The sequence below is a fragment of the Methylobacterium terricola genome (genome assembly GCF_006151805.1).
GTDB lineage: Bacteria > Pseudomonadota > Alphaproteobacteria > Rhizobiales > Beijerinckiaceae > Methylobacterium > Methylobacterium terricola.
This window is the reverse complement of sequence record NZ_VDDA01000001.1, coordinates 608,744-634,737: the sequence shown is the minus strand read 5'-3', so window position 1 is coordinate 634,737 and position 25,994 is coordinate 608,744. Positions and strand designations below refer to the sequence as shown.

26 protein-coding genes and 1 riboswitch are annotated in these 25,994 nt (G+C 71.4%); of the genes, 17 read left to right on the top strand and 9 right to left on the bottom strand.

The window, feature by feature from the left end; genetic code table 11:
* The first annotated feature begins 81 nt into the window (after positions 1-81).
* The 8 genes from FF100_RS02760 to FF100_RS02725 all read left to right on the top strand — a co-directional run bounded on the left by FF100_RS02760 (position 82) and on the right by FF100_RS02725 (position 5,284).
* Entirely contained in the window at positions 82-1,353 is a 1,272-nt protein-coding gene (locus FF100_RS02760; protein WP_139034011.1) for an arsenic transporter, read from the top strand.
* Positions 1,354-1,400: 47 nt separating this feature from the next.
* Entirely contained in the window at positions 1,401-2,327 is a 927-nt protein-coding gene (locus tag FF100_RS02755) for a DMT family transporter (protein ID WP_246101884.1), read from the top strand.
* A 15-nt stretch (positions 2,328-2,342) separates the two neighbouring features.
* Entirely contained in the window at positions 2,343-3,725 is a 1,383-nt protein-coding gene (locus FF100_RS02750) for a TAXI family TRAP transporter solute-binding subunit (protein WP_139034010.1), read from the top strand.
* Positions 3,726-3,810: 85 nt separating this feature from the next.
* Entirely contained in the window at positions 3,811-4,047 is a 237-nt protein-coding gene (locus tag FF100_RS02745; protein WP_139034009.1) for a hypothetical protein, read from the top strand.
* 67 nt (positions 4,048-4,114) lie between these two features.
* Positions 4,115-4,324 (top strand): cold-shock protein, encoded by a 210-nt coding sequence (locus tag FF100_RS02740; protein ID WP_139034007.1) that lies wholly within the window; start codon positions 4,115-4,117, stop codon positions 4,322-4,324.
* An 87-nt stretch (positions 4,325-4,411) separates the two neighbouring features.
* Positions 4,412-4,633: a hypothetical protein gene (locus tag FF100_RS02735; protein ID WP_139034006.1), complete on the top strand. Its 222-nt coding sequence runs from the start codon at positions 4,412-4,414 to the stop codon at positions 4,631-4,633.
* Between the two features lie 4 nt (positions 4,634-4,637).
* Positions 4,638-5,021 carry a DUF6481 family protein gene (locus tag FF100_RS02730; RefSeq protein WP_171070020.1) on the top strand — a complete coding sequence of 128 codons (384 nt, stop codon included), beginning with the start codon at positions 4,638-4,640 and terminating at the stop codon, positions 5,019-5,021.
* Positions 5,022-5,086: 65 nt separating this feature from the next.
* Positions 5,087-5,284: a hypothetical protein gene (locus FF100_RS02725; protein WP_139034005.1), complete on the top strand. Its 198-nt coding sequence runs from the start codon at positions 5,087-5,089 to the stop codon at positions 5,282-5,284.
* Between the two features lie 62 nt (positions 5,285-5,346).
* Here FF100_RS02725 and FF100_RS02720 read toward each other — a convergent pair whose 3' ends face one another.
* Positions 5,347-5,592 carry a hypothetical protein gene (locus tag FF100_RS02720; RefSeq protein ID WP_139034004.1) on the bottom strand — a complete coding sequence of 82 codons (246 nt, stop codon included), beginning with the start codon at positions 5,590-5,592 and terminating at the stop codon, positions 5,347-5,349.
* A 658-nt stretch (positions 5,593-6,250) separates the two neighbouring features.
* Between FF100_RS02720 and FF100_RS37700 the strand changes: the two genes are divergently transcribed.
* A complete protein-coding gene (locus tag FF100_RS37700; RefSeq protein ID WP_246101883.1) occupies positions 6,251-6,514 on the top strand; it encodes a DUF2490 domain-containing protein in 264 nt (87 codons plus the stop codon).
* 101 nt (positions 6,515-6,615) lie between these two features.
* On the opposite strand, the gene FF100_RS02710 is transcribed toward FF100_RS37700, so the two are convergent.
* From FF100_RS02710 to FF100_RS02690, 5 genes are all read right to left on the bottom strand, one after another.
* Positions 6,616-7,764: an acetyltransferase domain-containing protein gene (locus FF100_RS02710; protein WP_281287242.1), complete on the bottom strand. Its 1,149-nt coding sequence runs from the start codon at positions 7,762-7,764 to the stop codon at positions 6,616-6,618.
* Positions 7,761-8,018: a hypothetical protein gene (locus FF100_RS02705; protein WP_139034003.1), complete on the bottom strand. Its 258-nt coding sequence runs from the start codon at positions 8,016-8,018 to the stop codon at positions 7,761-7,763. Before FF100_RS02705 ends, FF100_RS02710 begins: the two co-directional genes overlap by 4 nt.
* On the bottom strand, positions 8,018-10,213 hold the full coding sequence (locus FF100_RS02700; protein WP_139034002.1) for a TonB-dependent siderophore receptor: 2,196 nt from the start codon (positions 10,211-10,213) through the stop codon (positions 8,018-8,020). The genes FF100_RS02705 and FF100_RS02700 overlap by 1 nt, the downstream gene beginning before the upstream one ends.
* A gap of 126 nt (positions 10,214-10,339) precedes the next feature.
* A riboswitch (cobalamin riboswitch) is annotated at positions 10,340-10,545 on the bottom strand.
* Between the two features lie 91 nt (positions 10,546-10,636).
* Entirely contained in the window at positions 10,637-11,593 is a 957-nt protein-coding gene (locus FF100_RS02695) for a TAXI family TRAP transporter solute-binding subunit (protein ID WP_139034001.1), read from the bottom strand.
* 268 nt (positions 11,594-11,861) lie between these two features.
* Positions 11,862-12,695, bottom strand: coding sequence for an NAD-dependent epimerase/dehydratase family protein (locus FF100_RS02690; RefSeq protein WP_139034000.1), 834 nt, complete (start codon positions 12,693-12,695; stop codon positions 11,862-11,864).
* Between the two features lie 202 nt (positions 12,696-12,897).
* Here FF100_RS02690 and FF100_RS02685 point away from each other — a divergent pair, with 202 nt between their 5' ends.
* The gene (locus tag FF100_RS02685; RefSeq protein ID WP_139033999.1) at positions 12,898-13,833 is read left to right on the top strand and encodes an SMP-30/gluconolactonase/LRE family protein; all 936 of its coding nucleotides are present in this window, start codon (positions 12,898-12,900) and stop codon (positions 13,831-13,833) included.
* Between the two features lie 24 nt (positions 13,834-13,857).
* Here the strand turns inward: FF100_RS02685 and speB are convergent, their stop codons facing one another.
* On the bottom strand, positions 13,858-14,898 hold the full coding sequence (gene speB, locus FF100_RS02680; protein ID WP_139033998.1) for an agmatinase: 1,041 nt from the start codon (positions 14,896-14,898) through the stop codon (positions 13,858-13,860).
* A gap of 308 nt (positions 14,899-15,206) precedes the next feature.
* Between speB and FF100_RS02675 the strand changes: the two genes are divergently transcribed.
* Both FF100_RS02675 and FF100_RS02670 read left to right on the top strand, forming a co-directional pair.
* A complete protein-coding gene (locus FF100_RS02675; RefSeq protein WP_139033997.1) occupies positions 15,207-16,517 on the top strand; it encodes an MFS transporter in 1,311 nt (436 codons plus the stop codon).
* Positions 16,518-16,533: 16 nt separating this feature from the next.
* On the top strand, positions 16,534-17,535 hold the full coding sequence (locus tag FF100_RS02670; RefSeq protein ID WP_139033996.1) for a helix-turn-helix domain-containing protein: 1,002 nt from the start codon (positions 16,534-16,536) through the stop codon (positions 17,533-17,535).
* A 93-nt stretch (positions 17,536-17,628) separates the two neighbouring features.
* On the opposite strand, the gene FF100_RS02665 is transcribed toward FF100_RS02670, so the two are convergent.
* Positions 17,629-18,129, bottom strand: a complete 501-nt coding sequence (locus tag FF100_RS02665) for a Ros/MucR family transcriptional regulator (RefSeq protein WP_246101882.1) — start codon at positions 18,127-18,129, stop codon at positions 17,629-17,631.
* Positions 18,130-18,494: 365 nt separating this feature from the next.
* Between FF100_RS02665 and FF100_RS02660 the strand changes: the two genes are divergently transcribed.
* From FF100_RS02660 to FF100_RS02640, 5 genes are all read left to right on the top strand, one after another.
* The gene (locus tag FF100_RS02660) at positions 18,495-19,868 is read left to right on the top strand and encodes an MBOAT family O-acyltransferase (protein ID WP_139033995.1); all 1,374 of its coding nucleotides are present in this window, start codon (positions 18,495-18,497) and stop codon (positions 19,866-19,868) included.
* A complete protein-coding gene (locus tag FF100_RS02655; protein WP_139033994.1) occupies positions 19,855-20,838 on the top strand; it encodes a hypothetical protein in 984 nt (327 codons plus the stop codon). Before FF100_RS02660 ends, FF100_RS02655 begins: the two co-directional genes overlap by 14 nt.
* Positions 20,835-21,449, top strand: coding sequence for an SGNH/GDSL hydrolase family protein (locus tag FF100_RS02650; RefSeq protein WP_139033993.1), 615 nt, complete (start codon positions 20,835-20,837; stop codon positions 21,447-21,449). The genes FF100_RS02655 and FF100_RS02650 overlap by 4 nt, the downstream gene beginning before the upstream one ends.
* Positions 21,450-21,535: 86 nt before the next feature.
* Entirely contained in the window at positions 21,536-23,881 is a 2,346-nt protein-coding gene (locus FF100_RS02645) for an Orn/Lys/Arg family decarboxylase (RefSeq protein ID WP_139033992.1), read from the top strand.
* Positions 23,881-24,495 (top strand): GNAT family N-acetyltransferase, encoded by a 615-nt coding sequence (locus FF100_RS02640; RefSeq protein WP_139033991.1) that lies wholly within the window; start codon positions 23,881-23,883, stop codon positions 24,493-24,495. Before FF100_RS02645 ends, FF100_RS02640 begins: the two co-directional genes overlap by 1 nt.
* 233 nt (positions 24,496-24,728) lie before the next feature.
* On the opposite strand, the gene FF100_RS02635 is transcribed toward FF100_RS02640, so the two are convergent.
* Positions 24,729-25,946: an oxalate decarboxylase family bicupin gene (locus FF100_RS02635; RefSeq protein WP_139033990.1), complete on the bottom strand. Its 1,218-nt coding sequence runs from the start codon at positions 25,944-25,946 to the stop codon at positions 24,729-24,731.
* Between the last annotated feature and the right edge of the window lie 48 nt (positions 25,947-25,994).

The following is a 25,994-nucleotide window of genomic DNA, read 5'->3' as shown; positions in this document are numbered from 1 at the left end:
CGGAGGGTTGAAAAGCCCGCCTGACCCATCGATCAGCCTCGCACCACCCCCTTCGATCCCGACGACAGGACTTCTCCCCCCATGGCCGCGCTGACGCTCAGCCCCAACCTCGCGACCTGGGCGATCGCCGCCCTCGCCACCCTCGGCGTGATCGTGCGCCCGTTCTCGTGGCCGGAGGCGATCTGGGCGGTGGCCGGCGCCCTCGCGCTGGTGCTCCTGGGCCTGCTCCCGGCCGGCACCGCCTGGGAGGGCGTGCTCAAGGGCACCGACGTCTACCTGTTTCTCGTCGGCATGATGCTGATGTCGGAAGTGGCCCGGAAGGAGGGCCTGTTCGACTGGCTCGCCGGCATCGCGGTGCGCACCGCCAAGGGCTCGGCGACGCGGCTCTTCACCCTGGTCTACCTCGTCGGCACCGTCGTCACGGTGTTCCTGTCGAACGACGCCTGCGCGGTGGTGCTGACGCCCGCGGTCTATGCCGCGACCCGTGCCGCCAAGGTCGAGAACCCCCTGCCCTACCTGTTCATCTGCGCCTTCATCGCCAACGCCGCCTCGTTCGTGCTGCCGATCTCGAATCCGGCGAACCTCGTGGTCTTCGCCGAGCACATGCCGCCGCTGACCCGGTGGCTCGGCCTGTTCGCGCTGCCGTCGGTGCTGGCCATCGGGGCGACCTACCTCGTCCTGCGCCTGACCCAGAACGGCACCCTGCGCCAGCAGGATGTCGCCACCGAGGTCGAGACCGCCTCGCTCTCCCGCACCGGGATCGTCGCGGGCCTCGGCATCGTGGCGACCGGCGCGGTGCTGATCGGCGCCTCGGCGCTGGGACGCGATCTCGGCCTGCCGACCTTCATCGCCGGCCTCGCGACGACGCTGATCGTCCTGGCGCTCCGCAAGGGCAGCGGCGCGGTCGAGGTGGTCAAGGACGTGTCGTGGAGCGTGCTGCCGCTGGTCGCCGGGCTGTTCGTGCTGGTCGAGGCGCTGGAGAAGACCGGCGTGCTGGCGATGATCGCCGAGGCCCTGAAGCAGGCCGCCACCGCCGCTCCCACCGAGACCGCCTGGGGCGCCGGCGCGCTGATCGCCGTCGCCTGCAACCTCGTCAACAACCTGCCGGCCGGGCTGATCGCGGGTGCGGCGGTGCAGGCCGCCCACGTGCCCGAGAAGGTGGCGGGTGCGGTGCTGATCGGCGTCGATCTCGGGCCGAACCTCTCGGTCACCGGCTCGCTCGCCACCATCCTGTGGCTGACCGCCATCCGGCGCGAGGGCCAGGACGTGAGCTTCTGGAGCTTCCTCAAGCTCGGCGCGCTGGTGATGCCGCCGGCCCTCGCGCTGGCGCTCGCGGGACTCCTCCTCGTCTGAGCCTTCTCCTCGTCCGACGTCCCCCTCTCACAGGAAGGCTGGCCCCCGTGTCGATCGCCGCGCTCCTCTATCCCTTCATCCTGGTGGCCGGTGCGCTGCAGGCCCTCGGCAACGCGATGAACGCGCAGCTGCGCGGCCGGATGGTCAATCCGTGGCTCGCCGCCACGGTGTCGTTCCTGCCGATCGTGTTCGTCTTCCTCACCCTGTTCCTGGTGATGCCGACGCCGCTGCCGAGCCTCGAGACCTTGGGGAAAATGCCCTGGTACGCGCCGCTCGGGGGTCTTGCCGGCGCGGTCGCGGTGTTCGGCGGGCTCGCCTTCATCGACAAGGTCGGGGCCGGGCCGTTCAACGGCCTGACGCTGACCGCCAACATCATCACCTCGCTCGCCCTCGACGCCTTCGGCCTGTTCGGTCTCCAGGCCGCCGGCTTCAAGCCGCTGCCCTGGCTCGGCGGGCTCATGATGGCGGCCGGCGTGGTGTTCATCGCCAAGACGGCCGGCAAGAAGGACGAGGGCGAGAGCCACGGCATGAGCGGCAAGCTGCTCTATCCGTTCATCCTCGTCGCCGGCGCGCTGATGGCGATCGGCGTGGTGTGGAACTCGCAGCTGCGCGGCGCGCTGGTCAATCCGTGGCTCGCCGCCACCGTGTCGTTCGTGCCGGTGGTCTTCGCCTTCGCGCTGATGGTCCTGCTCAAGCCCACGCCGCTGCCGACCCGCGAGGACCTGGCCGGGGTGCGCTGGTGGATGCCGCTCGCCGGCATCACCGGGGCGGTCGCGGTCTTCGCCGGCCTGCTCTTCGTCGACAAGGTCGGGGCCGGCGCCCTCAACGGGCTGCTGATTACCGCCAACCTCCTGACCTCGGTGGCGCTCGATCATTTCGGCTGGCTCGGCATGCGCCAGGTCAAGGCCGGCCCGCCGCGGCTGCTCGGCGCCGCCCTGATGGTCGGCGGGATCGTGCTGATCTCGGTGTTCTGACCGGATCCCGCGCCGATGCCCGCCCTTCCGGACTGGGTCCTGCGGCGCGAGACCTTCGCGGCCGTCATCGTGGCGGGCCTCGCCGCCGCGATCGGGGCCGCGCTCTACTTCAGCCAGGCGACGACGCTCACCATCGCGGTGGCACCCCGGGACGGCACCGAGCCGGCTCTCATCAAGGCCTATGCCGACGCGCTGGAGGCCGGGCGCGAGAACATCCGGCTCAAGATCCTGTCCTTCGACGACGTGCGCGAGAGCGCCGCCGCCCTCCAGGACAGCCGGGCCGACCTCGCGGTGGTGCGGCCGGACGTGCTCCTGCCGAAGAACGGCCTGACGCTGGCGATCCTGCGCGACCAGGCGATGCTGATCGTCTCGCCCGACGCCTCCGGCATCACGGCCTTCCCGAAGCTCGCCGGCAAGCGCCTCGGCATCGCGGCCCATCGCAGCGCCGATTTCTGGCTGCTCAAGAACATCTTGGGCTATTACGACCTCAAGCTCGACGCGCAGGAGGGGTTGCCGTCCAGCGCCGCGGTGCCGGCCAACACGGTGCGCCTCGTCGCCATCGACGGGTCGGACGCGGCCACGGCCATCCGCGACAAGCGGATCGACGCCTTCGTCAGCATCATCGCGGCGTCCGCCCCGAAGGCGCGGGCGCTGGTCGATTCGGTGCGCGGCCTCAGCCGCACCGGCAAGCTCGACCTCGTCGACGTGCAAGACAGCGACGCGGTGATCGAGCGCTTCCCCCGGCTCCAGGCGGTCACCGTCCCGGCCGGGCTGTTCGGCGGGCGGCCCAAGCTGCCGGCCGACGACGTCAAGACGGTCGGCGCCTCCTACCGGCTGATGGCCCGCACCTCGCTCAGCCGCGCCGTCGCCGCCGACGTGACCCAGCACCTGTTCGAGCTGCGCACGGCCGCCGCCGAGGAGACCGACGCCGCCGAATACGTCCAGGCCCCGGCCTACGACACCACGGTGGCGGCGACGAGCGCCCGCATCCCGATCCATCCCGGCGCCATCGACTATTTCGAGCGCGAGCAGCACGGCTTCGTCGAGCGCTACGGCGACACGCTCTACCTGCTCGCCGCACTCGCCGGCGGCCTCGCCTCGGCCTTGGCCTGGCTGCGCCAGCGCCTGGCAAGCCTGCGCCGCGAGCGCCTCGACGAGGTCACCGACCGGCTGCTCGAGATCACCGACGAGGCGCGGTCCTTGCGCGACCCGGACGCGATCGCCGCTCTGTCGGTCGAGATCGACAAGCTCGCCATCGAGGTCGTGCGCGACATCCGCCGGCGCGAGCTGGACGCGCGGACGCTGTCGGCGGTGTCGATCGCCATCGAGACCGCGCGGGCGACGGTGGCGGATTGCCGGGTGGTGGCGGGCGAGACGGCGATGCCGACGGCGTCCTGAGGGGCCGCACAACCGGGCGGAATCGCGGCCCACGAGCGAGACGGACAGGGCCGATGCGCCGCCCCCGACCGGCCCGCGATAACAGATGGCGGCCAGCGCCTTAGCCTGCGCGTATCGTGCCGATATCCGCTTCGTCGGTCCCAATTTTTCTTCCGCCGGCGCGATAAATAAAAAATATTATCAGAATATTTTGCAGCCTCGCTTGCGGTCGAAGATCTTTCGGCCTACAGATGATGGGTCGATTTTTGGCCTGATTACCGAGCCTCTCCGCCGCTTCCACGCTGGCGCACGCTCGGCCACTCTCTCCAATTCTGTCGATTGAATCGAGTCTCGGCACCGCGGATGGCGCGCCGAGCTCTCAGAGACGCTTGCAGACGATGGATACGACGATGAGCATCGGTACCGTAAAGTGGTTCAACGTCCAGAAGGGCTTCGGCTTCATCCAACCGGATGACGGCGGCAAGGACGTGTTCGTGCATATCTCCGCCGTCGAGCGGGCCGGCATGCAGACCCTGGCCGAGGGGCAGAAGGTCTCCTACGAGATGGAAACCGATCGCCGCAGCGGCAAGCAATCCGCCGGCGACCTGCGCGCCGCGTAAGCCGACGCGATCGGGATGCGGATCGAACCGTCCGCATCTCTCGCCCTGCGCCTGTCGTGCAGGAGCGATCTCACACGGATTATTTGAGTGAATTTTACGTTCAGTTCGCAGTCTTCTCCTTCCGCGCCGGCGGTCGAACCGGCCACGTTCCAGGTCGCCCGGATCTGGCAGCAGGTCGACGACCAGCACCGCGACGTCAGCCACCTGATCGACCGCAGCTACCGCTACCACTCGATCCGGGAGCTGCACTGGCACCTCGCGGACCGCTTCGCGCGTCCGGTGCGCTCGCTCGCCCTGAGCCGGGTCTGACCGAATGGGCAAGTTCAAGGAAGCCCCCCTCGGTGACCGGCTGGGTTCGGCGCAAGCCGCCCGGCAGGCCATGCTCGGCCGGTTCCAGGCCCGCAGCACCGCCGATGATCCGGCCGTCGTGGCACGGCGCGCCGAGCGTCAGGCCGTCGCCGAAGCGCGGAACGTGCGGCTCGCCGAACGCGAGGCCGAGCGTGCCGCGCAAGCGGCGCTGCGCCTTGCCGAGGACGCCGAGATGAGGGCCGAGCAGGCCCGCCAGGACGAGGCCGCGGCCGCCGAGGCAACGCAGCGCGCCGCCGAGGCCGCGCTGGCGGCCGAGACCCGCATCGCCGACCAGAAAGCCGCCCGCGATGCCCGCTACGCGGCACGCAAGGCCCGCCAGCGCGGCTGAGCCGACGGCGGCGCGGGTCGTTCGCGCGTGAATGGCCTCGCTAGAATACCCGAAAGGATCGCGCGATGATGCACAAGTTCAAGATCCACCAGCGGGTGCAGATGGTCCGCTCGGGATCGTCCGATGCGCTTGCGAGCGACATCGACGTCTTCGAGGTGGTGCGGCTGATGCCGGAGGACCGCAGCGGCGAGGCCGCCTACCGCATCCGGTCGCCCAAGGGCGAGCGCGCGGTCCGCGAGAGCGAGATCGTCGCTCTGCGTTGAGCCCGAAAGGCGGCGGGCCGGCCCGCGGCTCGCCGCCTCTCGCGAGAGCGACCGACGTCAGGTCAGTTGCAGCCTTCCTTGTGGACGGTCTTGGAATTGCCCATGCCGTCCTCCTTGTGGACGGTCTTCGAGCCGCAATCGACGCTGCCGGTGGTGATGTCGCGATGCTCGACGACGCCCTCGCGGCGCTCGACCGCGATGCCGGGCGCCCGGTCGCGATGGATGACCGTGGTCTCCTCGGCCATGGCCGATCCCGAGAAGGCAGCCATGATGACGGCAGCCGCACCGGCGACGAGTACAGTCCGCATTGGTGTTCTCCTCAGTTCTTATAGCGCTAACAACACCGATCCGAGAGTATGGGTTCCGGAAATGCGAAGCCTCCGGGATGCAAATAGCCTATAAGAAATCATTCCTTCTGCGGGATGCTCGGGTGCGGTCGACTTGATCGGGCGCCACCGGCCGATCGACTTTCCCGCACGCAAGATGCCGGGACCGGACGCATCGTCGTCCGGATGTGACCAGCCGGCAGCAGAGACGAAACCTCGACGAGAGCCGGCGATGGATCGCCTTGGGCCGCGCGTCTTACCGTCAGGACAATCCTCCCGACCGTCATACGCCGTCGCGGCCTCCCCCCCGATGGATGCGGCATGACCGTGGCCGGCCGTTCGCTTCTCCTGCTGTCGGCCCTCTGGCTCACGGCGGCGGCGCCGGCGGCGGCGCAGGTCGGCCATGACAGCCAGCTTTGGATCAACGCCACGGCCTTCGGCGGCATCGGGTCGTTCGTCTCCTTCGCCGAGGTGCAGCCGCGCTTCGGCGACGGCATCTCGCGGCTCGACCAGCTCATCGTGCGGCCCGCCATCGGCTGGGAGATCGGCCCGTTCGACCGCGTGGCTTTGTCGTCCCGCACGCGGTTCGCGCAGCGCTTCCAGACACAACGGACGCGACACCGGCTTTCGCCTGCGCCAGATGCTGCGGGCCTCCGTGCCGCTGACCGCGACGAAGGACGGCGTCGCGGCGGTCGCCTGGACCGAGGCCTCCGTGGCGCTCAACGGCACCGATTGCGGAGCGCGGGCGCGCTTCGACCGCGTGCGCCCCGTCGTCGGGCTGTCGCTGCCGCTCGCGGGCCGATCGACCATGGAGGTCGGCTCCACGAACCAGACGGTGAATGCGCCGGCCGCGCGGGTCACGATGGATCACATCGTGTCGCTGAACCTGGTCCTGCGCCAGTGATACCGCGGCGCCGTCGAACGGGCGTCGCCGCTGAGGCGCCGGACGCCTTGGCATCGACACGTCGCTGCCAAGGCGCGAGGGGATAGGACGTGACGCCGATCCTACAGGTAGCTCAGCACCGGGTACCGCGCCTGCCGCTTCAGCCCTACCATCCACCGGCAGGCGAAGAAGAGCGGCACGCTGACGAGCGCCGCGATCAGCCAGAGCTGCGCCGGCGCCCCGGCCTCGACCCGGCCCGAGCCTCCGATCGCGAGGCCGAGGGCGAGCAGCAGGTGATAGAGCCCGCGCACCAGCCAGAGATGCAGCAGGTAGAAGAACAACGGCGCGCCGCCGAACACCCGCAGCCAGCCGAGGCGAGCGGCCGGCAGCACCTCGAACAGGGCGAGGAGCCAGAGGCCGATGCCTAAGCTCACGAGCAGGAAGTCGGCCGAGGGCGGATACTTGGTGACGTTCAGGAACGACAGGATCGTCCCGCCGAGCGTCGCCCCCTCCTGCCACGGCGTCGGATCGCCGTAGCCGTTCAGGCCGCGCAGGACCAGGAAGCCGGCGAGCGCCGCCGCCCCGAGGGCGAGGAGCCGGCGAAGCCGGGCCTCCGCCGCCAGGGAGAACCACGGCCCGAGGGCGTAGCCCGCCGCGGCGACGCCGATCCACGGCAGCACCGGGTAGGAGGTGCGGGCGACGCCCCAGGGCAGACCGAGGAAGCCGCGCTGGTGCAGGATCGACCACAGGGTGTAGCCGGCCTGGTCGGGCGCGAGCACGATCCCGTCGAGGAGGTTGTGGCCGAGCATGATCAGGAGCGCGACCGCCGCCAGGGCGGGCCGGGGCAGCCGGATCAGCCCGGCCAGAGCCACCATGCTGAGGCCGATCGCCCAGATCACCTGCAGGTAGAGGACCGGCGGCAGGAGCGTGCCGGTCCAGGCGAGGTTCACCAGGGTGAGCTCGAGCAGGATCAGGAACAGCCCGCGGGTGAGGAGGAAGCGCGAGGCCGCGGCGCGCCCGTGCTTGCCGGCATAGAGGCAGGCCGAGAGGCCGGTGAGCAGCAGGAAGACCGGCGCGCAGAGATGCGCGGTGAGCCGCGTCGCCGCGAGGTCCGGGGCGGTGACCGCGAGGTCGATCGGGTCGCGGACCTGGGCGTGGTAGTAGAAGAACTCGCGGACGTGATCGACCAGCATCAGCAGCATGACGAGGCCGCGCAGGGCATCGATCGAGCCGATGCGGACGGGCCCGACGCGGAGGTCCGGCACGGTCACGGCGTCGTCTCCGCGGCGAGGCGCGAGAGCAGCCGGCGCACGTCCGGCGGCGTCCAGACCCGGCCGCCCCGGGGCTTCGGCACCCCCTTCCGGGTCAGCGAGGCGGCGATGCCCTCCGGCGTCCCTCCCGCCTCCCCGGCGATGGCGGCGAGCACCGGCGCGAGCCCCTGGCGGTAGCGCCGGGCGCGGGCCGCGGCCGCGTCGCGGCCGGCATCGCCGCGGCGACACGCGTCCCTGCGGACGGTGCGCAGCATCAGAACCGCACCGACACGGTGCCGGTGAACCGGCGCGGGGATCCGGGATAGACCCGCAGGGCGCTCAGCGACGAGACGTAGTAGGTCGAGTCGAAGACGTTCTCGACGTTCAGGCCGAAGCGGACATTCTCCCAGCGGTAATAGGCCAGCGCGTCGACCGCGATGTAGCCCGGCAGCCGGAAGGCGCCGCCATTCGCGTCGCCGGCCCGCTCCCCGACGGCGCGCACGCCGCCGCCGATGCCGAAGCCCTTCCAGGGCCCCTCCTGCGCCTCGTGGACGGCGAGCAGGCTGCCGCTGTGGCGCGGCACGTTGATCAGCGGCGCGCCGACCGGCAGCACGTTGTCCTTGGTGACGACCGCGTCGGCGAAGACGTAGCCGGCCAGGATCTTCACGTCCGGCGAGAGCTGACCCGCCGCCGTGACCTCGAAGCCCTGGCTGCGCACCGCGCCGGCGGCGATGGAGAAGCCGACATTCACGGGATCGGGGGTGAGCACGTTCTGGCGCTCGACCCGGAAGGCGGCGCCGGTGAGGCTCAAGGCGCCCCCGAACAGGTCGAGCTTGGTGCCGACCTCGTAGCCGAGCCCGGTCTCCGGCGCGAACGGGCCGCGGAACGCGGAGGCGGCGGCGTCGGGCCCGATATTGGGCCGGAAGCTGGTGCCGACATTGGTGTAGAACGAGAGCTGCGGCAGCGGCTGGTAGACGAGGCCGGCCCGCGGCGTCGCGGCGAAATAGGTCTGGTCGGTCTGGGTCCCGGTGGTCCGTTCCCGGAACGATTGCTCGAAGAAATCGAAGCGCGTGCCGATCAGCGCCTTCCACTCGGGCGAGAGCGCGATCTGGTCCTGGGCGTAGAGCGCGGTGTTGGTCACCCGCTCGAAGCCGTTGGTCTGGAAGGCATAAGGAGGCGCCGCCCGGCTGTAGACCGGGTCGTAGATGTCGAGGGAATAGGGGTTCTGGCGGAAGCGCGACCGGATCTGCTGGTAGCGGCCGTCGGTGCTCTCGCGCTCGAAGCCGAGGAGCACGGTGTGGCCGATCCCGGCGGTGTCGAAGCGCCCGACCAGCTCGGCCTGCCCGATCGCCACATCGGCGGTGTAGTTGCGGAAATTGCGGTCGCGCAGGACGGTGCGGTTGTCGGCGGCGATGCCCCGCACCTCCACCGCCTCGCCGACGAGCGAATTCGAGTTGAAGTAGGTGGCGAGCCGCATCTGCCAGTCGGCATCGAAGCGGTGGTCGACGCGCACCTGCATCGAATCGCTCGCCTGGTTCATGCTCAGGCCCGGCTCGCCGAGGAAGCGCGAGATCGGCAGGGCGCCGAGCCGGTTGTTGATCGCGATGACGCCGCGGTCGAACACCGCGCGGTTCCTCAGGAACTCGGTCTCGACGGTCACTTGCGTGTCGGGCGTGATCTGCCAGCTCACCACCGGGGCGACGAACAGCCGGTCGCCGTCGACGAAATCGCGGAAGCTGTTCTGGCGCCCGGCGGCGACGTTGAAGCGGTAGAGCAGCGTGCCCTCGTCGTTGAGCTTGCCGCCGGAATCGACCGTGCCGCGGAACTCCTCGAACGAGCCCCACAGCCCGCCCATCTCGACGAAGCGTTCCGCGGTCGGCTGCTTGGTGATGATGTTGACGAGGCCGCCCGGATCGCTGCGGCCGAACAGGCCGCCGCCGGGGCCCTTCAGCACCTCGATCCGCTCGACGTTCTGGGTGTCGGGCTGGGGTGGGAAGCCGCGGTTGAGCGGGAAGCCGTTCTTGTAGATCTCCGAGGTGGTCACGCCGCGGATGGCGTAGCTGAACAGGGTCAGGCCGCCGAAATTGTTCTGCTGCGCGACGCCGGGCGTGTAGTTCAGCACCCGGTCGACCCGGGTGGCGGCGAGATCGGTGATGACCTCGCGCGGGGCGACGGTGACCACTTGCGGCACGTCGCGCTGGGGCACATCGGTCTTCGTGCTGCTCACCGCCCGGTCGGCGCGGAAGCCCGGGGTCGGGCCGATCAGGCCGATCGTGCCGGCGGCGGTGGTCGGGACCGTCGGCAGGCCGGGCGCCGGATTCCGGGGGCCCTCGACCACGACCTCGTCGAGGGCGATCGTCTCCTGGGCCCGGACCGGGGCCGCGACCCCGACCGCGACGGCGGTCGCCAGGACGACGGTGCGGCGGGAGCCGACGGGGCTGGGGCGGTGGGACGGCGGACGACGCTTCACGACAGACACTCGAGGTTGCCGCGCGGTGCGGTCCAGGCGAGCGGCAGGGCGTGCCCCGCGCTTGTCGCACGGCGGATCGAGCCCGAGCGCTCCCCGGGCCTCACCGCCCGCGGGACGTGACCGCGCCGCAAGGCGCGGGCCAAGGCAGGTCTCCTGGCTTGCGGATCGTCGCTTCCGCCTGGCCTTCCCGGTGCCGAGCACCAGTGGCCGCCGACGGCGGAAGCTCTCCGCTCACAGTTGCGGGGGCAGCCCCGGAATCGCTCGGTCGAGCTCACCGGATTCCCTCTTCGCCCCGGGCTCGCGCCCGGGGAACCTTGACGGCTCCATCCATGGCAGGTTGCCCCACCGGTAGCAACGGAGCAGAAACGCAATGTAATACTGTTACCCACACCTGTGTCCCAGACGGCACAGGGAGCGGTGGCGTCATCGGCCGCGCAGGAAGGCCGCCGTCGCCGGGTGCAGCCAGGCGGCCGGGACCGCGGCGCCGAGGTCGCGCGGGTCGCTCGGCCGCTCGTGCGGGAGGTGGCGGGCCAGCGCCGGCCGGGCCCTGTCGATCGCCGCGACGAGGCGCGCGACCGCTGCCGGGTCGAGGCCGGGCTTGCCGAGGATGAAGCTCCACGAGCCGACGGTCTCGATCGCCGCGTCCTGACCAGGGAAGGTTCCGGCCGGGACGGTCATGCGCCGCAAGGACGGGCTTTCCGTCAGGATCGCGTCGATCGCGGGCGTGGAGGGTCCGAGGAAGCGGGCGCCCCCCGGCGCCTCGGCGACCGCACGGAAGCCCGGCCAGCCGGTGCCGCCGCCGAACAGGGCGGCGGCCCGTCCGTCCCGCACCATCGCCGGGCCGTCCCCGGCATGGTCGAGGAGGATCGGCTGGATGTCGCGGTCGGGGTCGATCCGCGCGCCGCGCAGCACCGTCCGGCCCATGGCGGTCAGGCCGGAGCTGCGTGTGCCGAGGGCCACCGGCCGCCCGCGCAGGTCGTCGAGGCTCCGCACCGGGCTGTCGGCCCGCACCACGAACAGGCCCGGCGCCGCATAGACCGGTGCGATCACGGTGATCACCTGCGCCACGCCCTGCCCCGCCAGGGCCTCGTACGCATACTCGCCCTGGACGAGGCCGAGATCGACCTGGCCCTGGCGCAGGAGAATCAGGTTCTCGGTCGAGCCCTTGCTGGCGCGCAGCTCCAGGGCGATGTCCGGGCTCGTCTCCCGGATCGCCGCCGCCAGCGCCGCGCCATAGGCCGGAAACCCGCCGCCCGGCGTCGCGGTGGCGAGGACGAGATGCAGGGGAGCCTGGTCCGGCGAGTCCTCGGCCCGCACGGCGGCTGGGGCGGCGAGGACGCCGACGAAGGCGGCAGCGATGATGAGCCAGTGCTTCGGCATGGGGTCGTCCAGAATCTATCGGCTCTCGATCCCGTGGCGGGAGCCGGAGCGTGAACGGGTGGGCGATCGCCGCCGGGCGGAAGCCCTCCCCGCTCCGCGCGGGAGGGCGGCGAGCGACGCAAGCCGGGAGAGGAGCAGCGCGACGCCGATCCGGGGGGAGCCCGTCGGAAGGGCCCCGCCTCATCCGGAAACGTCGTCCGCTCTCCCGCCCCGCATCCTGAATCCTTCCTGCGGAGGGAACAGGGTTCAGGGTCCGGTCATCAGGACCCTACCCGTCCCGCCGCGGCCGCTCGGCATCCGGCGTGTAGTCGATCGTCGTGAAGCTGCCGCCCTGGAGGGTGCGGGCGATCGGATCGAGGGGGTTCTCCTGCGCCAGGATCTCCTCGGCCCAATCCTCCGCCGATTGGGTCGGGCGGTAGCCGATCGCGGCGGCCGCCGCCGTGTTGTCCCAATAGCTGCGCGGGTTGTTCGAAGCGCCCCAGACCGCCACGTAGCCGGGGATCGCCGCCGCGATGCTGCGCAGGACGAGCTGGGCGAGGTCGTCATGGCCGAGCCAGGTCGAGAGGTGGCGGAACTCGGTCGGGCGAGGCAGGGCGCTGCCGATGCGCAACGCCACGCCTTCGATGCCGTGCCGGTCCCAGTACATCTGGCCCATCAGCTCGCCCCAGGCCTTGCTCAGGCCGTAGAACCCGTCCGGCCGGAACGGGGCATCGATGCCGAGCCGCTCCGTCACCGCGTGCATCCCGAAGGCATGGTTGGAACTGGCGAACACCACCCGGCGAAGGCCGTGGCGGCGGGCCCCCTCGTAGACCGCCCGCAGAGCGACGAGGTTGTTCTCGATCACTTCCGGCAGGGGCTTCTCGATGCTGGTGCCGGCCATGTGGACCAGCACGTCGGTGCCCGCGAGCAGCCGGTCGACCGCGTCGGCCTCGCGCAAGTCGCCGGTCGTCACGGTCTCGGCCTCCGAGAGCGGCGTCAGCGCCGTCGGCCCGCCGCCGGAGCGCAGGACATGGCCGGCCGCCAGCAGCCGCGGCCGCAGCACCGCCCCGATCTGCCCGCCCGCCCCCGACAGGGCGACCCTGATCCCCGCGGCCTCGCTCATGCATCCCTCCCGGTCGTCGTTGGCGGCGCCCGGCAAGGCGCACCACGCCCCGTCGTCGCGGTGCGCCGCGCCGGGGTCAAGGGCCGATTCGGGGTCATGGCCCGACCCGGGTCAAGGCCTGACACGCGATCCACCGGCTTGCCTCCCGCGGCGCGGACGGCGAAGGTCCGGCGCACGAAGACGATGCAGGAGGACAGCGCCCGTGTGGACACCGACGACCCGGTATCCCGACCCCGCCATCGAGGTCATCGACGCGTCCTTCGCCCGCTACCGGGTGTTCAGCGCCGGGGTCGAGCGCCTTGCGACCGGCTGCCGCTGGAGCGAGGGCCCGGTCTGGTTCGGCGACGGGCGCTATCTCCTGTGGAGCGACATCCCCAACAACCGCATCCTGCGCTACGACGAGGAGACCGGCGCGGTCTCTGCCTTCCGCAAGCCGTCGAACTTCGCCAACGGCAACACCCGCGACCGCCAGGGCCGCCTCGTCACCTGCGAGCATGGCGGACGGCGGGTGACCCGCACCGAGTATGACGGCAGCCTCACGGTGCTGGCCGACGCTTTCGAGGGCAAGCGCCTCAACTCGCCCAACGACGTCGTGGTGGCCCGCGACGGCGCGGTCTGGTTCACCGATCCGCCCTTCGGCATCCTGGGCAATTACGAAGGCGAGCGCGCCGAGCCGGAGCTGCCGCAGAACGTCTATCGCCTCGACCCGGTGACCGGCGTGCTGGAGGCGGCGGCGACCGACCTCGCCGGGCCGAACGGCCTGTGCTTCTCCCCCGACGAATCGATCCTCTACCTCGTCGAGTCGCGGGCGCAGCCGAACCGCCGCATCCTGGCCTTCGACGTCGCGGGCGGGCGCCTGACGAACCGGCGCGTCCACATCGATGCCGGTCCCGGCACGCCGGACGGCTTCCGCTGCGACACCGACGGCAACCTCTGGTGCGGCTGGGGCATGGGCGACGACGCCCTCGACGGGGTGATGGTCTACAACCCCGAAGGCACGCTGATCGGCCGCATCCGCCTGCCCGAGCGCTGCGCCAACCTCTGCTTCGGCGGCCGCCACCGCAACCGGCTGTTCATGGCGGCGAGCCAGTCGCTCTACGCGGTCTATGTCGACGCGCAGGGGGTGGCCGGGGGGTGAGCCCCGGCCTTGCCTCCGCGACGCCTAACGGCGGCGCCCGGCCGCCACGAGGCACATCAGCTCGAACAGCACCTGCGCCGCGCACTGGGCCGTGTTGCTGGTCGGATCGTATTGCGGCGCCACCTCGACCACGTCGCCGCCGACGACGTTCAGGCCGGCGAGGCCCCGCAGCAGCTCCAGCACCTCGCGGGGCGTGAGCCCGCCCATCTCGGGCGTGCCGGTGCCGGGGGCGAAGCCGGGATCGAGGCTGTCGACGTCGAAGGAGATGTAGGTCGGGCCGTCGCCCGCGACCTCGCGGGCCCGGGCGATCACCGCCGGCAGCCCGAGCCCCGGCACCTCCTCGGCGTGGATCACCGTCATGCCGGAGACGTACGAGAACTCCCACAGGTACTCGGCGCCGCCGCGGATGCCGATCTGGATCGTGCGGGCCGGATCGAGCACGCCGTCGAGCACCGCCTGGCGGAACGGGCCGCCATGGTGGAACTTCGAGCCCTCGTAGACGCCGCCGGTGTCGCAATGGGCGTCGATGTGGATCATGCCGACCGGGCGCGACGCGCCGACCGCCCGCAGGGTGGCGCGGCTGATCGAGTGGTCGCCCCCGACCGCGAGCGGCACCACGCCGGCCTTCACCACCTTGAGAAAGAAGTCCTCGATGTCCTCGTGGCAGCTCTCCAAGGAGAAGCGGCTGCGGAACGGCACGTCGCCGATATCGGCCGCCTTCAGCTCGGCGGCCGGGGTCATCCGCAGCACGTGCTCATAGGGGCCGATGCGCTCGACCGCCCGCACCGCCCGCGGCCCGTGGCGGGCGCCGGCCCGGTTGGTGACGCCGAGATCCATCGGCACGCCGATCAGCGCCACGTCGAGGCCGCCGAAATCGGCTTGCGTCGCGGCGTCGGGGTGGAACGGCAGGTCGAGGAAGGTCGCCGGATCGGCGAAGGGCCATTTGCGCCGGTCGCTCTCGCTGAATTGCTGCTTGGCCGCCGTCGCGAAATCCGGGTCGTCGATGTCGCCGCCGGTCGCATCGAGGTAGCGGGCGCGCAGGGCCGCGAGCTTGGCCTGGTCCATGGAAGGCTCCGGAGATGAGGGCCCGCTCGGCGCGCGGGCCTTGCGGGCGCGGCACTCGGGGGGTCGGCCGCGGAGGGCCCCGGCGCGCCCGGCGTGCCCTCGGCCCGCGCCACCCGCCGCGACAAGAGCGCAGGCCGGCCATGCTGGCAAGCCCGTTGTCCCGGCGGACGCCCACCGTCAGGACGTCGCCTGCGACCCTTCCCGGTCCCCGAACAACCCCGAGTTTCGAAAGCGACTGACTTGATCGGCGATACGCTCACCGGCGCCCGTCCGCGCCGCCGCGCCGCTTCGGCCTGAGCGGCCGCGCGATGCGTGCCCCCTGGACGGGCTTCTCCCTCGTTCCCGCCTGGCCGGGCGTCTGGCTGCTTGCCGGCGCCCATCTGCTCGCCTTCGCGGACCGGTTCATCGCCGCCCTGGTCGCCCCGGCGATCAAGGCCGACCTCCGCTTGAGCGATTTCGAGGTCGGCCTGGCGCAGGGTACCGCCTTCGTGGGCGCCTATGCGGTCGCCTCGCTCCTCGCCGGCCCGATCGTCGACCGGGTCCACCGCCCGCGCCTGATCGCGGCCGGGATCCTGGTCTGGAGCCTCGCCTCCCTGGCCTGCGGGCTGGCGACCGATCTCGGCGAGCTCGTCCTCGCCCGGCTCGGCCTCGGCCTCGGCCAGGCGGCGCTGACCCCGGCCGCCCTGGCGCTCATCGCCGCGCGGCAGCCGCGGGACCAGATCGGGCGCGGGGTCTCGCTCTACACCGCCGGCGCCGTGCTCGGGCGCAGCACCGCGCTGGTCGTGGGCGGCGGGCTCCTCGCGCTGCTGCCCGCCTTCGTGCCGCTCCTCGGCGGCACGGTCGCGGCCTGGCGGGTGCTGTTCTGGCTGAGCGTCCTGCCGAACCTCGTCCTCATGGCGGCCCTGCTGCAAATGAAGGATCCCGGGCGCGGCGGCGCACGGGCACCGGCGCGGCTGCGCCTCCGGCCGTGGCTCGCCCGGCATGCCGGGCGCTACGCCGCCATGATGATCGCGGGCGCCGCCGTGACGCTGGTGGTCCAGACCACCAATGCCTGGGCGGTCACGCTGCTGGTCCGCCGCTTCGGCCTGCCCCTCTCCTCCGCCGGCATGCTGTTCGGCCTCGTGGTGGCGCTCGCCGCGCCGCTCGGCCAGTTCGTCGGCGGCCGGCTCCTCGACCGCTCGGGCCCACGCACCCGCTCGCCGCGGGGCGGCCTGCCCGGCGGGCGGCTGCTCCTCGGGGCGCTTCTCGGCACGCTTCCGCTCGCGGCGCTCGTCGGACTGACCGGCCACCTCGCCATCGGAATCGCCGCCCTCGCCGCCCTGGTCTTCGGCCTCGGCATCGGCTCGGTCGCGACGCTGGCGGGCCTGCAGATCATGACGCCGCGCGCCTTGCGCGGCCGGGTCACCGCCCCGTTCATGGCCTGCATCACGCTGGCGGGGTTCGGGCTCGGCCCGCCGCTGGTCGGGCTGCTCGCCGACCGCGTCTTCGGCGAGGCCGGTCTCGGGGAGGCGCTGCTGGCGACCAGCCTCGTCGCCTACGTGGCGGGCCTCGTTGCGCTTCTGCTCAGGCCGCACTACGTCCTAGTGACCAAGGGACAACAGGTGCGGGCCAAGCACTGAGCCGCCCACGGATGCGATGGACACCATCACCCTCGAGCGCGACCTCGCCGACGACGACACCTTCGAGGCCTACCGCGCGCTCTACAGCGGCGGCACCGACGTGGAGCGCCTGGGCGGGGCCCTGCGGACCGAGGTCGTCGCCCACCGACTGCCCCGGATGCTGGTCTTCGACCGGCGCCTCGCCGGGGTGGCGCATGCGCGCGGCCCGCGCCGGGTCGCGCGCGACGGCTTCGACCACATCGCCCTTCACCTCGTCCTCTCGGGCAGCATGATGCTGGAGGTCCCGGGCGCGGTCCGCCGGGTCGAGGCCGGCAACGTCGCGCTGTTCGACCTCACCCGGCCGCAGCGCACCTGGACCGAGGGAGCGCGCCTCGTCACCGCGTCGATCCCGCGCGACCGCCTCGAGGCGGCCACCCTCGCCGGTCTCGACCTGCACGGCCTGGTCCTCGGCCCGCGCGAGGCGGGACTGACGATCGATTTCCTGCGCTCGCTCGCCGCGCACGCATCCGGCCTGACGCCGGATCTCGCCAGCCTCGCGACCGAGTCCCTGTGCCTGATGTTCGGCGCCGCCCTGACCGCCCTGCGCGGCCGGAGCACGACGGCGGCGTCACCGCTGGCGGCCGGGCGCGCCCGGATGCGGGCGAAGGCCTATATCGAGCAGAATCTCGGGAATCCCGCCCTCGATGCCACGACGGTCGCCACCGAGACCGGCCTGTCGCGCAGCGTGCTCTACCGGCTGTTCGAGTCCACCGGCGGCGTTGCCCGCTTCATGCAGCAGCAACGGCTGGCGCAGCTGCGCCGCGCCCTGTGCCGTGCCGACGAAGCCCGTACCTTCGACGAGCTCGCCACCGCGACGGGCTTCACCTCGCCGAGCCATGCCGGCCGGCTGTTCCGCGGGGCGTTCGGCGTGCCGCCCGGCGAATATCGCCGCGGCCTGCGCGCCAGGACGGGGCTGCACGGCCCCACCGGGCAGGCAGCGCCGCTCAGCTTCGTCGCCTGGCACAGCGAACTGATCTGAGACGGTCTCCCGGATACGATCTCCGAGAGCCATCGTCCGGCGATCGTCTGGGAACCGCCCCGGGCCGGGGCCCGGCGGCGATCCCCACAGGCCTCAGGCCTTGCGCGGGCGGCCCCGCTTGGCGCCCGTCGCCTCGACCGGCGCCTTCACCACGGCGTCGGAGGGGGCGCGCTTGGCGGCCGCCGCGACGTTGCGACCGCGGCCGAGACCGATGCTCTTGGCGAGCTCGGAGCGCTGGGCGGCATAGTTGGCCGCGACCATCGGGTAGTCGTGCGGCAGGCCCCACTTGCGGCGGTACTCCTCGGGGGTGAGCCCGCGGGTCGACAGGTGGCGCTTCAGCGACTTGTACTGCTTTCCGTCCTCGAGGCTGATCAGGTAGTCCGGGGTCACCGTCTTCTTGATCGGCATCAGCGGCACCGGCTTCTCGGCCTCCTTGACGGTCGGCTGGCCGAGGGAGACGAACGCGCTGTGCACGGTGCCGATCAGGCCGGCCAGGTCGGCGGCCGGGACGGAGTTGTTGGCCACGTAGGCGGATACGACGTCGGCGGCGAGGGCGACGAAATCGACCTCCGGGGCCAGATCTTCTTGCGACACGGATAATCGTCCTAATTCACGCACCCGATAAACGGGCATAGTCCCGATATCGGGCATCGGGCCGCGGTTTCAACCCACTGCCGGCACGTCACCCATGAATTTCCCACAGATGCTTTTGATAATCGTGCAAGCTTCCCATCGCGCAACGGCTTCATGCCGGCACCGGAGATTCGCCCAAGCCTTGCGGCGTTCGAGGGCTCATCGACCGCCAACTCTGCGCCGAAGGTCGCATCGTCGCGACGCGCACGGTAAAATGAGCGTAAAACGCTCAAGCGACGACGGATCGCGGTGCGAAATGCGATCGATCGCCCTTTCCACCGCCGCGGACTTGCCATAACGCCGAGGCACCACCGGCGAGCCCCGCCATGCCCTTCAACTCCCTGCCGTTCCTGCTGCTGTTCCTGCCGGTGGCGCTTGGGCTGCACGCGCTCTGCGTCGCCCGGCAGCCGGGCTGGCGCACCGCCTGGCTGGCGGCCCTGTCCCTCGTGTTCTACGGCTGGTGGGACTGGCGCTTCGTCCCGCTCCTCGCCGCATCCGTCGCGCTCAACTGGCTCGCCGGGGAGGCCTTCCACCGCAGTGGCCGATCCGCGGTGATCGCCGCCGCGATCGCCCTCGATCTCGGGCTGCTCGGCCTGTTCAAGTATCTCGGCTTCTTCGCCGGTCTGATCGATGCGGTCACGGGCTCGGGGCTGCCGTCGGTGTCGCTCGCCTTCCCGCTCGGCATCTCGTTCTTCACTTTCCAGCACATCGCCTACCTGGTCGATCTGCGGCGCGGCAACGCGGAGCGGATGACGTTCTGCGAGTATGCGGTCTATGTCGCGTTCTTTCCCCGGGTGATCGCCGGGCCGCTGGTGCGGCCGGTCGAGTTCCTGGACCAGTTGCGCAGGCCCGAGCAGCCGTCCGCCGACCGCGCGGCCCGCGGGGTGATGCTGCTGACCGCCGGCCTCGCCAAGAAGGTGTTTCTCGGCGACGGGCTCGGGAGCGTCGTCGATCCGGTCTGGGCCGCCGCGGCCGCGGGGGGGCAGCCGGGTTTCGCCGCGGCGCTGCAGGCGACGGTCGGTTACGCGCTCCAGCTCTACTTCGACTTCTCGGGCTACACCGACATGGCGCTCGGTCTCGCACTCCTGTTCGGCATCGTGCTGCCGGACAATTTCCGGGCGCCGTACCGGGCGGTGTCGATCCAGGATTTCTGGCGGCGCTGGCACATCACCCTGTCGTCGTTCCTGCGCGACTACCTCTACATCCCCTTCGGCGGCAGCCGGCACGGGCTGCCGCGCCAGCTCCTGGCCTTGTTCGCCACCATGGCGCTCGGCGGGCTGTGGCACGGGGCGGGGCTGACCTTCGTCGCCTGGGGGGCGGCGCACGGGGTCGCGCTCGGTCTTCACCTGCTCTGGCGCCGGGCTGGCCTCGCGATGCCGGCGGCGGCGGGCCTCGCCGCGACCCTCGCCTTCGTGTGCCTGGCCTGGGTGCCGTTCCGGGCGCCGGACTTCGCCACGGCGCTGGCGATCTATCGCGGGCTCCTCGGCTTCGGCAGCGACGCGGCGGGGGGCTCGGCCGGCTTCTGGCCGCTCGCCGCCGGAGCCGCAGGCCTGGCGATGGTCGGCCCCACCGCCCGCGAGGCGGTGGAGCGCCTGGTGCCGCGGGCCTGGGCCGCGGCCGCCACCGCCCTTCTGCTCACCGCGATCCTGCTCCAGGTCGGCAACGACGCCAACCAGGCCTTCCTCTATGCCCGCTTCTGAGGCCACGTCGCGCCGCTTCCTTGCCCTGACGGCGGCGTTCCTGGCGCTCCTCGTCGCCGGGGTGGCGGGACGCGTGATCGGGTTCGACGCCTACTGGATCTTCCGCGACGACCCGCCCTGGCGCCAGGTGACCGGCGGCAACAGCCGCCTCCTCGACCGCCAGACCCGCCGGGCCAAGGTGCTGCAGGCGCTGACGCGCCGCTACGACCTCGTCTTCCTGGGCAGCTCGACGGTCTATCACGGCCTCGACCCCGCCGACGTCACCGCCGTGGCCGCGGACCGGGTCTTCAACGCCGGCATCTCGGCGGTCATCGCCACGGAACTGCCGGTGATCGCCGCTTTGGTGGCCTCGCGGGCCCCGGCCCGGGCGACGCTCGGCCTCGACTACTACATGTTCTCGCGGCCCACCGTTCCGGTCCATCTCGACGAGGCGCTGGCGACCCCGAGCGGCCGGCTCACCGCGCTGATGGGCAGCGTGCTCGGCCGCTACGCGCTCTCCGACAGCCGGCTCGCCGCGGTCGAGGGCGGCGACGATCCGGGCGCCTGGACCTATGCGGGGTTCCGCATCACCCCGCCCCTGTCGGCGGCCCTGACGGTGGAGAACGATGCCACGCGCCGGCGCACCACCGCGCCGTTCCGGCCCGAGACCCTGGCGGGCCTCGATCTCGCCCTCGACCGGCTCTCGGGCCTCGACCTGACCGTCTATCTCTCGCCGGTGAGCGACGCGCAGCGGCGGGTGCTCGCCGATCTCGGGCTCATGGACGATTTCGAGCGCTGGCGGGCGGCGGTGACGCGGCTCGGCGCCGCCCGCGGACGGCCGGTCCTCGACCTCACCGGGCTCGGGGCCCCCTACCCGTTCGACCCCGGCCGAGGCTCGACGCCCGCTTGGCTCGACAACCTGCACTACACGCCGCTGATCGGCCGGCAGGTGCTGGAACGGCTGGGCTTGCGGCGCGCCGTCGCCCGGTGAGCGCCCCCCGCCCTCCGGCCCCACCGGCCAAAGCCTCCGGCCTCAAGCGCCACCGCGCCCTCCTGGCCCGCCTCGCCGCCGGCGCAGCCCCCGAGGCGGTGGCGCTCGGCGATTCGCTCGTCGCCGGCTGGCCCGAGCCCGATCTCGCGGCCGCGACCGGCCTCGCCACGCTCAATCTCGGCCTGCCCGGCGACCGGGTGCAGACCACCCGCTGGCGCCTGTCCGCCATGGCCGCCTTCGCGCTCCGGCCCCGCCTTGCGCTCGTCATGGTCGGCACCAACAGCTTCGCCGATGGCGACGCCGCGGAGACGATCGCCGCCGGGATCGACGCCCTGGTGACGGCCCTGCGCGCCGCCTGGGCGCCGCCGACCCTCGTCCTCGCCACGGTCCCGTGGCGGGGGAGCCCGCCCGGCCGCAGCGAGGCGGATCGTCTCGCGCTCAACGCGGCGCTCGGCGACCTCGCCCGGGCCCGCGCCCTACGGCTCCTCGACGGCGACGCGGCACTCGGTCCCGATCCCGCCCCTGGCCTCGACGCCGACCGGCTCCATCTCAACGCCCACGGCTACGCCGCCCTGAGCGGCGCCCTCGCGGGCCTCGTGCGGGGCGGCTGAATCACCGGCCCGCCGGCGATTGTCATCGGATCGTCATGACAGCGTCCGACACGCAGGCCGTTCCCGAAGGACAGGAGCCCCGCTCGATGGATTTCCACCGCCGCTTCACCGTGCTGATGTGCACGCCGGCCTTCGATCCGGACGACCTGGAGGGCGCCCGGGTCAACCAGATCGTGGCGGCGGTCGAGCATCGCGGCTTCGAGGTGGTGCGGGCGCGGCGCGTCGAGGACGCGGCGATCGCGGTGCAGACCGACGCGGCGGTGGGCTGCCTGGTGGTCGACTGGGGCAAGCGCGGCCTCGACGGCAAGGCGGCGGCGCTCATCGACATGATGCGCAAGCGCGGCCTCGAGATGCCGATCGTCATCATGGTCCGGCGCAAGCGACTGGAGGACATCCCGGTCGAGCTGCTCGACTTCATCGACGGCTACATCTTCCTCGCCGAGGAGACCCCGGAATTCATCGCCCGCGGCCTCGTCAGCCGCGTGACCCAGTATGCCGAGACCCTGAAGACGCCGTTCTTCGGGGCGCTGGTCGACTACGCCGAGAAGGGCAACCAGCTCTGGACCTGCCCGGGCCACAATGGCGGCATCTTCTACAACCGCTCGCCGATCGGCCGCATCTTCGTCGAGCATCTCGGCGAGGCGATCTTCCGCGACGACCTCGACAACTCGGTCCTCGATCTCGGCGACCTCCTGACCCACGAGGGCCCGGCGCTCAAGGCGCAGAAGGAGGCGGCCCAGATCTTCGGGGCCGAAAAGACCTACTTCGTGCTCAACGGCACCTCGGCGTCGAACAAGATCGTCCTCTCCTCGCTGGTGGCCGAGGACGACCTGGTGCTGTTCGACCGCAACAACCACAAGGCGGCCCATCACGGCGCGCTGTTCCTCGGCGGCGGCATCCCGATCTTCCTCGAGACCGACCGCAACGCCTATGGGCTGATCGGCCCGATCTTCCACGAGGCGCTCGACGAAGGGAAGATCCGCCAGAAGATCCGCGACAACCCGCTGGTCAAGGACCGCGAGGCGTGGCGCCGCGAGCGGCCGTTCCGCGTCGCGGTGATCGAGCAATGCACCTATGACGGCACGATCTACGACGCCCGCGAGATCGTCGCGAAGATCGGCCATCTGTGCGACTACATCCTGTTCGACGAAGCCTGGGCCGGCTTCATGAAGTTCCACCCGCTGTTCCAGGGCCGCTACGCCATGGGGCTGACCGGGCTGGACGAGACCTCGCCCGGCATCATCGCCACGCAATCGACCCATAAGCAGCTCGCCAGCTTTTCCCAGGCCTCGCAGATCCACACCAAGGACGGCCATATCCGCGGCCAGACCCGGCGGGTGGAGCACCGGCGCCTCAACGAGAGCTTCCTCGTCCACGCCTCGACCTCGCCGTTCTACCCGCTCTTCGCCTCCCTCGACGTCGGCGCCCAGATGATGAAGGGGCGCTCCGGCATGATCCTGTGGGACGACACGATCCGGCTCGGCATCGAGTGGCGCAAGAAGGTGCGGGCGATCCGCAAGGAATTCGAGGAGAACGAGCGCGACCCGAAGCGGCGCTGGTTCTTCGATCCCTTCGTGCCCGACATGGCGACCGGCGCCGGCGGCGCCGAGGTGCCGTGGGAGAGCCTGCCGACCGACGAGCTCGCCTCCGACCCGCGGCACTGGGAGCTGAAGCCGGGGGCGGGCTGGCACGGCTTCACCCATGTCGCGCCGGGCTACGCCATCACCGATCCGAACAAGCTCACGGTCCTCACCCCCGGCTTCGACCGGCGGACCGGCGAGTATACCGAGCACGGCGTGCCGGCCCCGATCGTCGCCCAGTACCTGCGCGAGAACCGCATCGTCCCGGAGAAGAACGACCTCAACTCGCTGCTCTTCCTGCTGACGCCGGGCGTCGAATCCTCGAAGGCCGGCACGCTCATCTCAGGATTGGTCGCGTTCAAGCGCCTGCACGACGACAACGTGCTGCTCGAGGAGGCGATGCCGGAATTCGTCCGGCGCCGGCCGCAGCGCTACGGCGGGGTGCGCCTGCGCGACCTCTGCGCCGACTACCACACCTTCCACCGCCAGGCCGGCACCTCGGGCCTGCAGCGCAAGCAGTTCATGCCCGAGCACCTGCCCGAGATGGTGATGCCGCCGAAGGCCGCGGCGCAGATGCTGACCCGCAACAACGTCGACTTCGTGCCGATCGCCGAGGCCGAGGGGCGGATCGCCACGACCTTGATGCTGGTCTATCCCCCGGGCATCGGCACGGTGCTGCCGGGCGAGCGGCTCGACGAGCGGGCGAAGCCCATGCTCGACTACTTCAAGATGTTCGAGGCCGCCGCCAACCTGTTCCCCGGCTTCGAGGCCGAGATCCAGGGCGTCTACCGCCAGGTCGAGCCGGACGGGCGCATCCGCTTCTACACCTACGTGCTGCGGGAGGGGCGGTGATGGATTCGGCGGCCGGGCAACCGGGGATCGTGATCCGCCCGTCGACCGACGCGGACGTGGCGGCGATGATCGACATCTACGAGCACCACATCCGCCACGGCGTCGGCGATACCGGCGACTTCGAGGAGGACCGGCTCCGGCCGGACGACCTCAAGCGCCGGCGCAAGAACATGCGCTCGAAGCGCCTGCCCCACCTCGTGGCCGAGCGCCACGGAATGGTGGCGGGCTACGCCTACGCGGTGCCGTTCCGCAAGCGGCCGGCCTACCGCTACACGCTCAAGCACTCGATCTACGTCCATGCCGGCCATCTGCATGCCGGCATCGGCCGGCGCCTGCTGCCGGCCCTGATCGAGGCCTGCGCGGCGGGGGGCTACCGCCAGATGATCGGCTACATCGACGCCGAGAACGAGGCGTCGTTACGTCTCCACGAGGCCTGCGGCTTCAGCAAGGTCGGCCACCTGCCGGCGGTGGCCTACCGCCACGGCCGCTGGGCCGACAGCGTGATGGTGCAATGCGCGCTCGGGACGGGGGCGTCGGACCAGCCCTCGACCTGGCGCCAGGAGGCGGCGGCGCGGGAGGCGCAGGCGGCCGTGGCGACGACGTCAGAGGTGTGAGGGCGTCGATGTCGCGCCGGCGCCGGCGACCCTCCCGCGTCGGTCCGGTGCTGATCCGCAGAGCCCGGTATCCGGAACCGCAGGATGTCCAGGACGAGGTGGGCAGCGTTCCGCCCGGTCCTCGCACATCTGAGCATCTGGAGTCCGGGCTCCGCTGCCCGGCTCCGGAATGACGAGGGAGGGTTTTGAATCGGTCGCGTCGGTTCGAATACGAGTGGACGAGCCCGACGAGCTTACCCCGGCACCACCGGCGTCTTCTTCACCGGCAATCCCGCCAGCACCGCCTCGTCGATGTTCAGGTGCGCCCGCACCAGCGCATGCGGCGTCAGCGCCATCCACTGGTTCAGCGACACGTCGGCGTAGATCGGGCTGCGGAACAGCTCCAGGAAGCGCAACGGCGTCGAGCCGGTATTCTCGATGTAGTGCCCCATGGCGAAGGGCACGTAGCCGACGTCGCCGGCCTGGTAGTCGAAAGTGCGGGCCTTCGATTCCGAACCGAACACCGTCATCCGGCCCTGGCCCGACAGGTAATACTGCCACTCGTCGCCGTTCGGGTGCCAGTGCAGCTCGCGCAAGCCCCCCGGCTCCAGCTCGACGAGGGCCGCCGCGATGGTCTTCGAGGCCGGGAAGATCTTCGAATCGGTGATGCGGACGCTGCCGCTCTTCGTGCGGATCGGCTCCTGCGCCAGCATCCGGTGGCTGAAGGTCTCAGGGATCGGGCCGGCGCCGCCGGTCCTGTCGCCCGCGAGCGGGCCCGGCATCGGCGCCGGGAAGATGTACTTTTCCTTCTCGGGGAGCTTGGCCAGGGCCTCCTCCGGCACCCCGAAATTCTTCGCCAGGATGTCGCGCGGGGTGTGGGCGAGCCAGTCGGTGATCAGGAAGGTCGAATCCTCCGAGAAATGCCCGTCGTCGAAGACGAGCAGGAACTCGCAGCCGTCGATCTCGCTCTCCAGCCCCTGGATCGAATGGGGAATGCCGGACGGGAAGTACCACAGGTCGCCCTCGCCGACGTCGTCGACGAAGGTACGCCCGGCCTGGTCCACGGCCGTGATGCGGGCGCGGCCCTTCAGCATGTAGGACCACTCGGCTTCCTTGTGCCAGTGCATCTCACGGGCGACCCCGGCCTTGAGCCGCATGTTGACGCCGGCCATCGCGGTGGAGATCGGCAATTCGCGGGTCGTCGTCTGGCGCGCCCAGCCGCCCTCCTCCAGCCGCATGTGGCTGTCGGTGAACGACCATTTCAGGTTCGGCATCGTGCCGTGGTCGGTCTTCGGCGGGCGGGTGGTGAAGGGCTCCTCGGCCTGCCGCGCCGGGTTGGTCGGGCCGAGGATGTCGGCCCCGTCCTTGCCGCGGATCGGGGCCGGTCCGGACGGCGTCTGCGCCCCGGCGGCGGTGCTGACGAGCCCGGCCGCCGCGGCGGCCAGCGTGTGACGGCGGGAAAGGAGGGTCACGGGCAGCCTCGACCTTGATGACAGCAAGGCCTCGCGACCCCGCCGGAC